The 14,546-nt window shown below is 49.8% G+C and carries 10 protein-coding genes and 1 other annotated feature; of the genes, 7 read left to right on the forward strand and 3 right to left on the reverse strand.

All coding sequences use genetic code 11. The annotated features are described in order from the left end of the window. Positions 1 to 4 precede the first annotated feature (4 nt). Together ABN764_RS21505 and ABN764_RS21510 are read left to right on the forward strand one after the other, a co-directional pair. Entirely contained in the window at positions 5 to 610 is a 606-nt protein-coding gene (locus ABN764_RS21505) for a hypothetical protein (protein WP_446673065.1), read from the forward strand. A 1-nt stretch (position 611) separates the two neighbouring features. After that, positions 612 to 764: an XkdX family protein gene (locus ABN764_RS21510; protein ID WP_174808349.1), complete on the forward strand. Its 153-nt coding sequence runs from the start codon at positions 612 to 614 to the stop codon at positions 762 to 764. Between the two features lie 220 nt (positions 765 to 984). Here the strand turns inward: ABN764_RS21510 and ABN764_RS21515 are convergent, their stop codons facing one another. Then, positions 985 to 2,313 (reverse strand): NCS2 family permease, encoded by a 1,329-nt coding sequence (locus tag ABN764_RS21515; protein ID WP_446673066.1) that lies wholly within the window; start codon positions 2,311 to 2,313, stop codon positions 985 to 987. Between the two features lie 245 nt (positions 2,314 to 2,558). Next, positions 2,559 to 2,838 (forward strand) — a binding site (T-box leader). A 50-nt stretch (positions 2,839 to 2,888) separates the two neighbouring features. Here ABN764_RS21515 and pheS point away from each other — a divergent pair. From pheS to ABN764_RS21535, 4 genes are all read left to right on the forward strand, one after another. Continuing rightward, entirely contained in the window at positions 2,889 to 3,923 is a 1,035-nt protein-coding gene (pheS, locus tag ABN764_RS21520) for a phenylalanine--tRNA ligase subunit alpha (protein ID WP_021254561.1), read from the forward strand. Positions 3,924 to 3,968: 45 nt separating this feature from the next. Continuing rightward, entirely contained in the window at positions 3,969 to 6,413 is a 2,445-nt protein-coding gene (gene pheT / locus ABN764_RS21525) for a phenylalanine--tRNA ligase subunit beta (RefSeq protein ID WP_446673067.1), read from the forward strand. A 415-nt stretch (positions 6,414 to 6,828) separates the two neighbouring features. Then, on the forward strand, positions 6,829 to 10,386 hold the full coding sequence (locus ABN764_RS21530; protein WP_446673068.1) for a hypothetical protein: 3,558 nt from the start codon (positions 6,829 to 6,831) through the stop codon (positions 10,384 to 10,386). 36 nt (positions 10,387 to 10,422) lie between these two features. Next, positions 10,423 to 11,037, forward strand: coding sequence for a CvpA family protein (locus tag ABN764_RS21535; RefSeq protein WP_446673069.1), 615 nt, complete (start codon positions 10,423 to 10,425; stop codon positions 11,035 to 11,037). Positions 11,038 to 11,137: 100 nt separating this feature from the next. On the opposite strand, the gene ABN764_RS21540 is transcribed toward ABN764_RS21535, so the two are convergent. Together ABN764_RS21540 and ABN764_RS21545 are read right to left on the reverse strand one after the other, a co-directional pair. Continuing rightward, on the reverse strand, positions 11,138 to 11,515 hold the full coding sequence (locus ABN764_RS21540) for a cupredoxin domain-containing protein (protein ID WP_021254565.1): 378 nt from the start codon (positions 11,513 to 11,515) through the stop codon (positions 11,138 to 11,140). Between the two features lie 144 nt (positions 11,516 to 11,659). Continuing rightward, positions 11,660 to 12,016 (reverse strand): phage holin family protein, encoded by a 357-nt coding sequence (locus tag ABN764_RS21545; protein ID WP_021254566.1) that lies wholly within the window; start codon positions 12,014 to 12,016, stop codon positions 11,660 to 11,662. A gap of 154 nt (positions 12,017 to 12,170) precedes the next feature. Here ABN764_RS21545 and ABN764_RS21550 point away from each other — a divergent pair, with 154 nt between their 5' ends. Beyond that, positions 12,171 to 14,534: an endonuclease MutS2 gene (locus ABN764_RS21550; RefSeq protein ID WP_315743225.1), complete on the forward strand. Its 2,364-nt coding sequence runs from the start codon at positions 12,171 to 12,173 to the stop codon at positions 14,532 to 14,534. The last annotated feature ends 12 nt before the right edge of the window (positions 14,535 to 14,546 follow it).

Here is a 14,546-nt window from a genome sequence, read left to right on the forward strand (position 1 = left end):
TAGAGTGAAAGAAGCAATCATAACCGACCTTAATGGTCAATACATTGAACCAACGCTCGTTGCGGACTCCGTGACGGGCGTTTTTGATAGAATAGAGCCGGTTCAGACTGGCGCCAATGATGCAGAATTAATAGCTTCGCAGCAGAATGACGACAATCTACCAAATGAGCCTAAAACGAAACTAGTCGGGTACACAGTAGCCATTCCGTTGCCAGACGGACTCTACGAACCGACCTTCGACGTACCCGGCTATCGTAAAGCGAAAGCAGACTACGATCTCGCATACGTCGAATATCTCGGCGCTCTTGCGAAGCATGATCCGGCAAGCGGAAAGCCTGCTCCGCAGCGTCCTACACCAGTAGACTCTTCATCCTATTGGAGCAACGGCCTGACGGAGGAAGAAATCGAAGCCTTGCAACCGAAGCCAGTTCCTACTGAGCTGGATCAGCTGCGCATGGAAAATGCGAAGCTGCTGCTTCATGTAGCCGAATTGGAAGCGAAGAGTGAAAAGCACACAGAAGCTACGAATGAGCTGCAATCTCATAACGCAGCGCTTACGCAGGATCATGCAACACTACTATTACAATTAGCTGAAAAAGGAGTGATCTAAGATGGATTGGTATACTACGGTGAAACGTTACTATGATATGGGGATATATAAGAAAGATTTAAATGACCCGTTATACGTGGGCAAGTTTTGTGAGTTCGGCAAAATTACGCCTGAACAGTTCAAGGAAATTACGGGTGAGACTTATTCCACGTAATATCCACTACGCAACTATTCCTCGCACTCAAATGAAAAGGGCCGACATTTTGTCGACCCTTTCATACTCCTCTTGTAATTCCTATTTCATCGTAAAGGATAACTGGATAACTATTTACAGAGTTATTATTCTGCTCCGACTAACTTCAAAGGTTGCAGGACGTCGAGTAATCCTTGAACTCAGGCTTCCTACTTAATTCTCCTTAGTTACCTTATTAACTCTACAACGTCTGCAGCACAAAGTGCAGAACGAACAACAGTGAGATCCCATAGAACAAGGGCTTCACTTCGCGTCCCTTGCCAACGGCGAGGTGGAACAGCGAATAGCTAATAAACCCGAGTGCAATCCCGTCGACGATGCTGTGCATGAGCGGGATGAACGCGATAATGAAGAACGCGGGAAGTCCCTTGTGCATCGCATCGAATTCGATCTTCTTCACGCTTGGCATCATCAAGCCGCCGATAAAGATCAATATCGGAGCTACGGCCTGATCAGGAACCAATGTCAGTACCGGTAATGCAACCAATGTGCATGCAAATAGGATCCCCGTAACAATTGACGTGAGTCCCGTGCGACCACCCGCAGAAATACCAGCTGCCGTTTCAACTGTTGCGACATTCGGGCTTGTGCCGAACAATCCGCATGTAATTATGGAAATCGCATTGGCCTGCAAGGAACGATTGAATCGTTCCGGATTTCCGCTCATTTGCAGGTGTGCATTTACAAGTCCTACATTTTCGAACACAATGACGAGCGTCAGTGAGAACGTTGCTACTGCAAGCGTAACAGCCGACACACCTTGAAATGTGAACTGACCGAATACATCGCCATATGCAGCCCATGAAAAAGTCCCGCCTGTTGCTGCGCCAGCGTTAGGCACTGCGCCTACTAGATAAGCGAGTGCTGTTCCTGCAATAATGGCGATAAGCAAGTTGCCGGGAACGTTGCGCATGAACAAAATGCAAGTAAGCGCCAATGTAGCGAGCGTAACAAGTACTCCCGGATCAGCAAATGACTGCAGTGCAATCATCGTGGATTGATCGGGAACGATTACGCCGCCCTTCTGCAGACCGATCAAGACGAGCATAAGCCCGATCCCTACAGAAATGGCTTCCTGCAAGGATTCTGGAATTGCTGCCCGCAGCTGCCCCGCGAGTGACGTGAAGCTTATTACTGTAAAGCAAACGCCGGATAATACAACGACGCCCAGCGCTTGCTGCCATGTCATGCCCATGCCGTGAACGAGCGTGTAGGTAAACATCGCATTGATGCCCATGCCGGGCACAAGAATAATGGGGGACTTGCCCCATATTCCCATTAACAAGCAGCCAACAGACGAAGCAAGTACAGTTGCGATAATGCCAGCTTCTTGCGGTATGCCTGCATCTGCGAGTATTGAAGAATTGACAATTACAATATAGACGATAGCGAAGAAGGACACGACTCCGGCCAGCAGTTCCTGCCGCCACTGAATTCGTGCAGTTGCAGAAGTGTCATCTAAGGACGGTGCTTCTGTCTTCGATTGTATATGTTTCTTTTGGCGGACCAATTGAATACCTGCTTTCCATCGTAGCCCCTCACCCAACCCTTTGCATAAATAGAGGAAATTCAACCCCTAATAAAATCATGCCCGGAACTGAATCCGAGCATGAGTAGCTGTTATTATATCACAGGATCTCTCTAAATAATCAAACGATGTTCACCCATCCTGTATTTTGTACCCTGATCCACCTTGCATGAACCTGCGAAATTACATATAATAAATAACTAATTGATTGTTCATAATTATGGTCAACACATGCTTAGATGGAGACAAGTACACAGTACCACTTGCCAGGGAGGCGGCGCCGTAGATTGAGAGCGCTGCTGAAGAAGGGGCTGTCGAAATTCACTCCGGAGCAGGTACCTTGAACAAGCACTTCACGCACAGTGAAGGTGCTGCAGTAGAGGTTCCCGGATTTGCGGCACGTTATCGCTGTAACAAGTGAGATACGGTTTGGTTCGCAGCCTCTTAGCAGGAGAGCGTTCCAATCGGATCTAATTAGGGTGGTACCACGGTCTTCTCGTCCCTTGTGACGAGAGGGCCTTTTTTTATTTCGAGTGGAAATGAAGGGGGCTTACACAATGAAGGAGCGTTTACAGGCACTGCGCGCCGAAGCGCTGGAGAAGCTGCAGCAAGTAAAGGATGCAGGTCATCTAAATGATCTGCGTGTTAAATTCCTCGGTAAAAAAGGTGAGCTGACAGAGGTGCTGCGCGGCATGGGCGGCTTGTCGGCAGAGGAGCGTCCGCTCATTGGTCAAGTGGCGAATGAAGTACGCGGAGCCATTGAGACATTCATCGAGGAGAAGCAGGCGGCATTTCTCCGTGAAGAGACGGAGCGTCGTCTTCAGGAAGAGACAATTGACGTAACACTTCCAGGCCGTCCAATGACGGTAGGTGCGGTTCACCCGCTGAACAAGGTGATTGAACAAATCGAAGATATTTTCATTGGCATGGGATATACGGTAGCGGAAGGTCCAGAAGTAGAGCAGGACTACTATAACTTCGAAGCACTGAACCTGCCGAAGGATCACCCTGCGCGCGATATGCAGGATTCGTTCTACATTACAGAAGATATTCTGATGCGTACGCAAACATCGCCAGTACAAGTACGTACCATGGAAGCGATGAAAGGGAAGGGCCCTGTTAAGGTAATCTGCCCAGGTCGCGTATATCGCCGTGATGATGATGACGCAACCCATTCCTTCATGTTCCATCAGATTGAAGGACTTGTTATCGACAAGAACATCCGCATGAGTGACTTGAAGGGAACGCTGCTTCAATTCGCACAAGAAATGTTCGGTTCGAAAACACAAATTCGCTTGCGTCCAAGCTTCTTCCCATTCACAGAGCCAAGCGTTGAGGTTGACTTAACTTGCATGAAGTGCGGCGGCAGCGGCTGCCGTATCTGTAAGCAAACAGGCTGGATTGAGATTCTTGGTGCAGGTATGGTTCATCCGCGCGTGCTTGAAATGGGTGGCTATGATCCGAAGGAGTACTCTGGATTCGCATTCGGTATGGGTGTAGAGCGTATTGCGATGTTGAAATATGGCGTGGACGACATTCGCCATTTCTATACGAACGATATGAAATTCGTGCAGCAGTTCGCACGGATGTAATGAACGGAAGGTTACCTCTAAAAGAAGAAAGGAAGAGAGCGAGAAATGAACGTATCCTACCAATGGCTATCGCAATATATCGACTTGACCGGCGTATCCGCTGAAGAAATCGCGGAACGCATGACGCGTGCCGGTATCGAGATCGACTCGGTGGAGAACCGCAATCAAGGACTTGACCACATCGTCGTGGGCTATGTCGTATCGAAGGAGAAGCATCCGGATGCGGATAAGCTGAATGTCTGCCAAGTAGACGTAGGCGCAGAAGAGAAGCTTCAAATCGTATGCGGCGCGAAAAACGTGGATGCAGGACAAAAGGTTCCTGTCGCAACAATCGGAGCATTTATGCCAGGCGGCATGAAGATTAAGCGTGCGAAGCTGCGCGGCGTAGAATCGCAAGGCATGATCTGCTCAGCGAAGGAACTTGGCATGAATGACAAGCTGCTTCCGAAGGAAATGCAGGAAGGCATTCTTGTACTGCCAGCAGAGACAGAACTCGGAACTCCGATTGCAGACGTGCTCGGCCTGAACGATCATGTACTGGAGCTGGATCTTACACCGAACCGCTCTGACTGTCTGAGCATGTTAGGCGTTGCGCATGAAGTGAGTGCATTGCTGGAGCGTCCTGCCCACTTGCCTGAGCAGGAAGTGAAAGAAAGTACGGAAGCTGCATCAGGCAAAGTGAAGATCAGCATTAGCGCGGCAGAAGGCTGCACGCACTATGCAGCGCGTTATATCGCGGGTGTAAAGATTAAGCCATCTCCATTGTGGCTGCAAAATCGCTTGCTTGCAGCAGGCGTTCGCCCAATTAACAACATCGTGGACGTAACGAACTTCGTCATGTTGGAATACGGTCAGCCGCTGCACGCGTTTGACGCGGATAAGCTGAATGGTGGCGGAACGATCGACGTTCGCTTTGCGAATGAAGGCGAAGAACTGGTTACGCTTGACGGCCAAGAACGCAAGCTGGAGCCGCATATGCTGCTCATTACAGACGGCGTGAAGCCAGTTGCGCTTGCAGGGGTTATGGGCGGAGAGAATTCAGAAGTATCTTCGGATACGGTGAACATTCTTCTTGAATCCGCGCACTTTGCAGGCAGCGTCGTACGCAAGACTTCCCGTCAATTGGGACTGCGTTCGGAAGCATCACTTCGCTTCGAGAAGGAAGTGAACCCAGAATCGGTCATCCCAGCATTGAACCGTGCGGCTGAATTGATTCGCACGCTTGCGGACGGCGAAGTATATGCAGGTATCGTGGAACAACAAACTGCATCAGCGGAGCGCAAAGTTATCGAACTGACTTTAAATAGAACGAACCGTCTGCTCGGTACGTCGTTGACAGCTGAAGAGGTTCGCAAGATTATGAGCCGTCTTGGCTTCGAGCTTGTTGAGAAATCCGAAGGAATCTTCGACATCACTGTGCCTACTCGTCGTGGCGACATTACGCGCGATGTAGACTTGATCGAGGAAGTTGCACGTATTTTTGGATATGACAACATCCCGGTAACTGCTATTGAAGGAGCAACAACACCAGGCCATTTGACGAAGGGGCAGCGCATTCGCCGTGCGATTCGCCGCGTCCTGACTGACAACGGTGTGAATGAGGTTGTGACATATTCCTTTACGAATCCGGCCGACACTTCGGTATTCCCTTCCTTCATGGAAGGTGCAGTACCTGTACGTCTGGCTATGCCAATGAGTGAAGAGCGCAGCGTGCTCCGTACGAACCTGGTTCCTGGTCTTATTGATGTAGCGGTGTACAATCGCAACCGCAAGCATGAAGATGTAAGCATCTTCGAACTGGGTACACTCCATCTGACGAAGGAAGAGCAGCTTTCAGCACAACCTGAAGAGGTTCTTGTTGCTTCCTTATTGATGACTGGCAAGCGAAGTGCTGCACAATGGAATGTGAAGGCAGAACCGGTTGATTTCTATGATTTGAAAGGGGTGCTCGACAGCCTCGTAGCACACTTCGGCTTGGATGGACGTGTACGCTATGCAGCAGATCGTCCGCAAGGCTTGCACCCGGGACGTTCCGCTTCGCTTTATTTGACAGGCGAGAACGGAGAGCAGTACATCGGCTTCATCGGTCAATTGCACCCTGAGGTACAGCATGCGAAGGATGTAGCTGACACGTATGTTGCTGAGTTCTTGGTACAGCCATTGATCGATGCAGCAGACTTCGATATTGAGTATCGCAGCCTTCCGCGCTACCCAGCTGTAGACCGCGATATTGCGGTTGTATTGGATCGCGGTACAGAAGTAGGACAAGTGGTTGCTCTTGCTAAAGAAACGGCAGGCGAACTTCTTGAATCGGTAAATGTATTCGACGTATACACAGGAGATCATGTTGCGGCAGATAAGAAGAGCGTCGCGATCTCGCTCGTATACCGTCATCCAGAGCATACATTTACGGATGAGGAAATTACAGAGCTGCATGGCAAGGTTGTGGCAGCAATCGAAACGAGCTTCAACGCAGAGCTGCGGAAGTAAGGTTGCTTCAGAGCAGACACTCTTATTACGGAGACTGCTTCTATAATAGAAGTTCATTGAAGTTGGGACGGATATTTCCGCTCCCAACTTTTTTTATGGGTTGGAACGAAGTGAACATCCTTTTATATGGAAATAAATGCGATAGATAGAGTTCTGGCAAGACCTATATTTGCAATTGCTTTACTACTACCCCTATAATAGGGAAACCCTGTAATAGCAGGGCATATCAGATCTTTTCCCCCTAAATATTCTATGAAATGAAACTTGACTTTCCTCAATGCGTAGGAGGAGAAGGGCACTAATATATCGAATTACTAATAGAGTTTGCGTATGACATGCAAACATGGATTAATTTGTTGCTACATGTAGGCTGCAAGCCCAAGCATGCGGCACGTTAAGTAAGGAGGACCAAAGAATGACTAGTCCGGATAACAAGCATCGTGTAGCGGTTGAAATATACGGAACACAATATAAATTGGTAGGATCAACAAGTAAGGATTATATGCGCAACGTAGCTGCAATGGTCGATGAGCATATGCGGAGTATTGCAACTGCGAACTCGCGGCTGGATACAACGCGAATTGCGGTGTTGTCGGCTGTACATATTGCTGAGCAAGTGCAGAAGGTGAAGGATGAGCAGTTGCAATTAAGCTCATCGTTGAAGGAAATAGAAGCGACGAATCATAGCTTGTCGAGACAGCTTACTCAGGTACAGACGGAGTCGGAGCAGTCACTAGAGAAGCTGCGCAATGAGTCTGCACAGAAGCTGGAGCAGCTTCAGAAGGAACTCAGCAACGAGAAGTCGAAGGCCGAGAAGCAGGCGGCTGATCTTCGTGCTGAGACGGCTAAGTTGAAGGAAGCGAATCAGCAATTGGCCGATAAGCATAAGGCATCGGAAGAGCGTGTGCATAAGCTGACTGAGCAGGTGAAGGAGACAGAGCGACGGATTCAATCGTTGACAGCTCGTGAGAATGAACAGAAGAAGAAGCTGCAGCAAGTAGAAGAACGATTGAAGGCAGTTTTGGAAGAAAAGCAGAAGGCAGAGCAGCTTCATGCCCGCACCCTTAAGCAGAAGCTGGAGGAAACAGAGCGTCTGTGGAGCACGAAGCTGAATGAGCAGAATCAAACCTGGGAGGCGCAGCTACAAGAATCCGAGCAGAGCTGGCAAAAGCGTCTAACGGAATCCGAGCAAAGCTTGAAGGAGCAGTTGACGGAATCCGAGCAAGGGTGGCAGACGAAGTATTCGGAGAACGAACAATTGTGGCAGAGCAAGCTAAGTGATACAGAGCAAGGCTGGCAGAAGCAGTTCGATGAAGCAGAGCAGAGCTGGTCCAGCAAGCTCGCGAACAAGGAACAGAGCTGGGAAGAAGAGCGGGCTCTCCAGGAGCTGGAATGGACAGAGAAGCTGGACGCCAAGGAACAGCAGTGGCGAGAGCAGCTCGACGCTGAGAAACAGAAGGCAGAGCAGTTATCTGCAGAATGGGAAGAACAACTTGCTGAACAGACGGCTGCATGGGAAGGGCAATTGACAGCTCAGGCTATAGAATGGGAAGCGCGCTTGTCGAAGAGAGAAGCAGAGCTCGTTCAAGATCGAGACAAGCAGTTGACGCTGCTCAAGCAGCAGCATGAGGCGAATACCAAGCAGCTGCAGCAGAAGCATGAGCAGGCTGCCGAGCAGATGAAGTCTGCCCAGGACAATCAGCGCAAGCAGGCTGAAGAACGTCATGCTGCCAAAGTCAAAGAGCTGTCCGACCAGCATGCGAAGGAGATCGAGCAAGTTAAGGCGGAGCAACGCTCGAATTTGGCGAAGTCGCAAGCGGAGCAGAAGCAGGCGCTGAATGAAGCACAGGCACTGCATCAGAAGGCATTGAATGATGTGAAAGCGAAGTGTGAGAGCGACATAGCTCAACTGCTAGCTGATCAGAAACAAGCGATGGACAACATGCAGGTGCTTCATCAAGAGGCCTTAAATGAAGCGAAGACGAAGTATGAAGAAGAACTCGCTCAACTGGTTGCGAATCAAGAGTTTGCGCTAGGTGAAGCGCAAGCGCAGAACCAGAAGGCATTGGACGAAGCTAAGACCAAATATGAGAGCGATATTGCCCAATTGCGTACAGAGCTGGCAGATGCCAAGTCTCGACATGATCAAGAGCTGGATCAACTGATCATCGAGCATCTGGAGCAGTTGGAGCAAGCAGAAGCAGATAAGCAATCTTCGATGGCTGCACTTGAGGATAAATGGAAGCAGGAGTTAGCCCAAGCTGAATCTGAACGGAGCAAGGCTGTTCAACAGGTTGAGGCTGTCTACCAAGAGCAACTCCAGCAATCTGAGCAAGAGCGTGAACTTGCACTGAAGCAAGCGACGGAGCTGTATGAGGAGCAGCTGCTAGAACTGCTTACTCAGCATGAGCAACAGCAGCAGGAATTGATTGCTCGGTATGAGCGGCAGCTGGATGAGCTGCGTGCACAATCCGAGCAGCAGCAGCTAGAGCAGGGATCTCTGCATGAGGAGAAGTTGCAGGCAGAACGCGCTCTGTATGAAGAACAGTTGCAAGCGGAGCGTGCTCAGCGTGAAGAGCAGTTGAAAACAGAACGTACTAAGCATGAAGAGCGGCTGGAAGCTGAACGTGCTCAGTATGAAGAGCAATTGGAAGTAGAACGTGCACAGTATGAGGAGCAGTTAGAAGCAGAACGTGCTGAGCATGGGCAGCAGTTGGAGGCAGAACGTGCTCAACATGTAGAGCAGCTGCAAGATGAGCTTGCCCAGTATGAAGAGCAGCTGCGAGAAGAACGTGTTCAGCGCGAGAAGCAACTGCAAGAAGAACGCGCTCAGTATGAGAAGCGGCATGAAGAGCAGCAAGTCCAGCATGAACGGAAATTGCAGGAATTGCGCACCCAATATGAGGGGGATGTGGATGCTTGGACTGCACTGCAGGAGGAAGCATCGGCTGTACATGCCAAGGAACTGACGGATCTTGAGCAGTCTCTGCGTGCAGAAGCTGAGCAGAACGTGCAGAAGAAGGATGCGCGCATCCATCAGCTCGAAGGACATCTGGGACGCGCAGAGGAGCTTGATCGAGCGCGTCAGGTGGAGATGGAGCGGCTCATACGCGTGCGAGATCATGTGCAGGCTGAGGCTGCTGAGCTGCAGCAGCAGCTTGAAGCGATCGAACAGAGCAAGGAAGAAGAGCTCGAAGCGCTTCGTGCTCAATTCGAGCGTCAGCTGAATGAGCGACTTGACCAAGAACGAGCGGCTTGGATGCGTGAAGCCGAACAAGCACGAAACGCACTGCAAGAACAATGGGAAGCAGAACGCCATGCTTGGAAAGAACAGGGTGAACAAGAGCAGGATGCCTTGTACGATCAGCTCGCGGAATATGAAGATAAATGCCGTCAGCTTGAATCTGAGAAGGAAGAGCTGCAAGCAGCTTTCACAAGCATCCAGCAGGCGCAGCATGAAGCTGCTGCCACTATTGCAGAGGCGAGACAGCAGGCGGAGGAAGTTCAGTCCCGTTATGACCAGTTGGAGGAAGAACAGCAGCTATACATCACGGAGCTTGAACAATATGAAGAAGCCAAGTCTCTCTTGAAGCAGCGTGAGCAAGAATGGGCACAGCAAGAGCAGCAGTGGACAGAGACAGCGGCTACGTGGAGTGAAGAGCGTGACCAACTGCAGCAACAGCTCGAGCGATTGAAGGCTGAAGTTGAGGAAGCGAAGAAGCATACAGAAGAGCAGGTTCGGTCTCATGCTGAGATGGAGGTTATTCAGGAGCAATTCGAGGTTCTCTCCCATCAATTCCGCTTATCCCAACTGGAGCGGGAGAAAGAACGCAGACAAGCGGATGAGACACAAGGGGCTTATTCGAAGCTTACTGATGAATATACCAAGCTTACTGATGAGCTCACGAAGCTTAAGGATGAGTATGCGAAGCTCCAAAGCGAATTCAACGAATGGCTGGAAATGATCGAGTAGATATACATGAGGAGCGAACAAAGGAATAGCAAATAAATGATGCAAGATATAGGGAAGTTTATTAATAACGTATGGATGGAAATCGCGGCGGTATTCGCGTCATGGAACGGCTTGGATTATGCCATAGTGGGAGCAGCAATCGCATGTATTGTTCTGGGAGCAGTGCGGGGATTCAAGTCTATCGCGCTCTCCCTCTTTGGCTATATTGTCGCCTTTATCGTCGCGGCTCGGTTTTATGCAGATTTTGTACCATGGGTAAGGAAGAGAGTATTTACAACAACAGTTAGCAACGGATCAGGGGCGAGAGCCAGCGGCGGTACGCCCTTAGCGGGAACATTTATGGATACCGTACACGCTGTGGTGGCCTTTTTGCTTCTGTTCACTTTTGTACTGGCAGGCCTCTGGCTAATCCGGTTCGCCTTGAAGAAATTCACGGATGTACCGCCGGTACGAACCGTAGATCGGGTAATAGGGGCAGTTCTCGGATTGGTGCAATTTGTCTTTTTGTGGTGTATGATTTACGTACTGCTGCGGGCATGGCCGGCTGGTGTATTTCGCGACTGGGTTGATGCTTCGATATGGGTAAATAGAACAGGGAAGTGGATGCCAGATGTTATGGTTGAAGCTGTAAAATGGGCTCAGTGGCTGTAATGGAATCACTGGTAAATGCGTGGCATGCATGAATCGTCATATACATGAATGAACAGACCGCCGTCCTCCCAAGCAATAGGCAGGGATCAACGGCGGCCGCTCATTTTTCGACAATAAATTTGGCTGTCATTTCATTGTGTCCCGGACCGCACAGAATTGTGCATGACATGTCATATGTACCGGGTTGTTCTGGAGTGATAACTTGCTTCGGATGAGTTGGATCAAGGGACAAATTCAATGCCTTAATAGCAACTCCGTGATTGCCGACGGCATCTAATACGATGCGTATGGGTTCACCGGATTTGACACGGTATTCAGACTGATCGAATTTGAAATTCGTGGCCTTGATGATAAGCTCTTTGTCTGTTTTTACATCGTCATCTTGCTTTTGTCCAGATTGTCCCCCGCATCCGGATACTATGACCGCTGCGAGCAATAGGCATGAGATGAGCGACCTTAGGCTACCCCGAGTCAACATTCGTATTTCCTCCTCTCCTCGTCCATATAGTGTAACGGAAATTTTATCCTTTTTCCATTGCTTATATGGAGCGAAGAGAAGGAAGCTATACAAGGGGCTCACTCATGGGAATGAGCACAGCAGCCCTGGATGATGATCACGCCGTTATCTGGACTCGTGGCCAGCTTCGAACGGCGTTGCGACTGGAATGAACAAGTCGATCAATCCAATGACAAGCGCTGCAAGAATAGCGCCGAGTACAGTGACGGATACACCGCCAACAAAGAACTGGGCGATGTAGATGACAACCGCACTGGCGATGAAGCCGACGATCCCGCGTCCGAACGGCGTAACTCGTTTTCCAAATATGCCTTCGACAATCCAGCCGAATAAGGCTATGACTAAGGCGAGGATTAAGGCACTCCAGAAACCGCCTACGGTGAACATCGGCACAATCCAGCCCGTAACCATCAATACGATGGCTGCCACAATGAATCGAACCACATGACCGAGAAAACTCATGGACTTTTCCTCCTTACTCGTTTGAAGGGTATAGGTTTGTGCAACAATTATTGTAACCTTATCCGCGATATTCATGAGTGGCATGTTCAGACATTGGATAGCCATTATTTCGGTATACCGCTATAATGAACAGCGAGAGGAGTCGTGACTTGTTTTGGACTCGAAAATTTTAAAAACAATGGATTACCATAAAATACTGCAATCGCTCGCGCGACATGCGGCTACCCCGTTAGGGGAACATGCTTCCTTGTCTCTGCTGCCAAGCACGGATCTAGAGGAAGTGAAACGACGCCTGCAGGCGACGGATGAGGCGATGACGATAGATCGGTTGAAGGGTGGGGCTCCATTCTCCGGTGTTACCGATATACGTCCTGCCGTGAAGCGCGCACGTATTAATGCAATGCTGAGTGCCAATGAATTGTGGGATATTTCAGCGCTTATCTTCGCAGGTCGTCGCGTGAGACGCCATATTGAAAGTGTGCATGAAGATAATCCTGTACCGCTTCTGATGGCGCTGGCGGATTCGCTGAGCTGGCAGAAAGAATTGGAAGAAGAGATTAGACGCTGCATCGATGAGCAGGGTGAGGTGCTGGATCAGGCAAGTGCTGAACTGGCAACGGCACGTCGTGAACTGCGCATCGGGGAGACACGCATCCGTGAGAAGCTGGAGTCCATGATTCGTTCATCCAGCGCGTCCAAGATGCTGCAGGAGCAGCTGATCACAATTCGCAATGATCGATACGTAATCCCGGTGAAGGCAGAGTACCGCGGTCATTACGGCGGGATTGTTCATGATCAATCCAGTTCAGGGGCAACGCTCTTCATTGAGCCTGAGGCGATTGTGACACTTAATAATAAGCTGCGGGAAATTAAGCTCAAGGAAGAGCGTGAGATTGAGCGTATTTTGTCCCGCTTGACCGAGCACGTTGGCTTGCAAGTTGATCTGCTATTAAGCGATACGGATTGCATGGAACAGTTGGACTTCATCTTCGCGAAGGCTCGTCTAGCGCATGAGATGAAGGCAACGCTGCCGCGCATGAATGATCGCGGGTATATGAAGCTCATTAAGGGCCGCCATCCGCTTATTGATCGGGAACAAGTGGTGCCGATCGATGTGGAGCTTGGCAATGATTATACGACTATTATCGTTACCGGTCCGAACACAGGCGGTAAGACGGTATCCTTGAAAACGATGGGACTGCTAAGTCTCATGTCCATGTCTGGTTTGTTCATACCGGCTCAGGATGGCAGCCAACTATGTGTATACGATGCCATTTATGCTGATATCGGCGATGAGCAGAGCATTGAACAAAGTTTGAGTACGTTCTCCAGCCATCTGACGAACATTATTCGCATATTGGGAGAAATGACTCCGAAGAGCCTCGTGCTGTTAGATGAGCTTGGGGCAGGAACGGATCCTGCAGAAGGATCTGCACTCGCGATCGCGATTCTGGAGCATATTCATCGTCTTGGCTGCAGACTCGTTGCGACGACGCACTATAGTGAACTGAAGGCATATGCATATGAACGCAAGGGCGTCATTAATGCAAGCATGGAATTTGACGTGCAGACATTGCGCCCAACGTATAGACTTCTTGTTGGTGTTCCTGGCCGAAGCAACGCATTTGCGATTGCAGAACGTCTTGGCCTTCCGACTTCCATCATTGAGCACGCTCGTGGTGAAGTAACAGAAGAAGACATGCGTATCGAGACGATGATCGCATCGCTCGAGGAGAACCGTCTTCGTGCAGAAGCAGAGCGTGTGGAAGCAGAGAAGATTCGCAAGGAAACAGAGCTCCTTCGTGCTTCGATTGTTGAAGAAGAAGCGAAGCTTCAGGCGGAGCGGGACAAGCGAATTGAGCGTGCTTCTGAGGAAGCTCGTGAAATTGTTCGGAAGGCGCGTTATGAAGCAGATGATATCATTACAGAACTGAAGCTGCTCGCTCAGGAAGGCGTGAGTGTGAAGGAGCATTTGTTGACCGAGGCTCGCAAGAAGCTCGATGAAGCTGCTCCGGCTAGCAAACTAGCCTCCAAGTCGAAGACTGTGAAGAAGCAAGCACGCAAGATTGAAGCTGGGGATGACGTTATGGTATACAGCTTGAATCAGAAGGGCAGCGTGGTTGAGCTGGCCGGCAACGAAGCTGTTGTTCAGCTGGGTATTATGAAGATGAAGGTTCGAATGGATGATTTGGAGCTTGTCACTTCATCCGCTTCGAAGCAGAGCAGTAAGTCCGTGAAGACAGGCACAAATGTGAAGCGGACACGAGCGGACAATGTACGTTCCGAGCTTGACTTGCGTGGAGCGAATTTAGAAGAGGCAATTATTGAGGTCGATCGCTTCCTTGATGAAGCTCTGCTCGCGAACTTGGGTCAAGTATATATCATTCACGGCAAAGGGACTGGGATTCTGAGAACGGGAATTCAGGAGTTCTTGCGAAGACACAGACATGTGAAGACGTTCCGTCTCGGCAACTACGGTGAAGGCGGTACAGGGATTACGGTTGCTGAACTTTCGTAACAGCGAACGAAC

Source organism: Paenibacillus wuxiensis (assembly GCF_040195695.1).
GTDB classification, from domain to species: domain Bacteria; phylum Bacillota; class Bacilli; order Paenibacillales; family Paenibacillaceae; genus Paenibacillus_B; species Paenibacillus_B suaedae.

Excerpts from the sequence above, each read along its gene's own strand:
- ABN764_RS21530 (WP_446673068.1), top strand. The coding sequence starts at position 6,829 with ATGACTAGTCCGGATAACAAGCATCGTGTAGCGGTTGAAATATACGGA.
- ABN764_RS21510 (WP_174808349.1), top strand. The coding sequence starts at position 612 with ATGGATTGGTATACTACGGTGAAACGTTACTATGATATGGGGATATAT.
- ABN764_RS21535 (WP_446673069.1), top strand. The coding sequence starts at position 10,423 with ATGATGCAAGATATAGGGAAGTTTATTAATAACGTATGGATGGAAATC.
- ABN764_RS21545 (WP_021254566.1), bottom strand. The coding sequence starts at position 12,016 with ATGAGTTTTCTCGGTCATGTGGTTCGATTCATTGTGGCAGCCATCGTA.
- pheT (WP_446673067.1), top strand. The coding sequence starts at position 3,969 with ATGAACGTATCCTACCAATGGCTATCGCAATATATCGACTTGACCGGC.
- ABN764_RS21540 (WP_021254565.1), bottom strand. The coding sequence starts at position 11,515 with ATGTTGACTCGGGGTAGCCTAAGGTCGCTCATCTCATGCCTATTGCTC.
- pheS (WP_021254561.1), top strand. The coding sequence starts at position 2,889 with ATGAAGGAGCGTTTACAGGCACTGCGCGCCGAAGCGCTGGAGAAGCTG.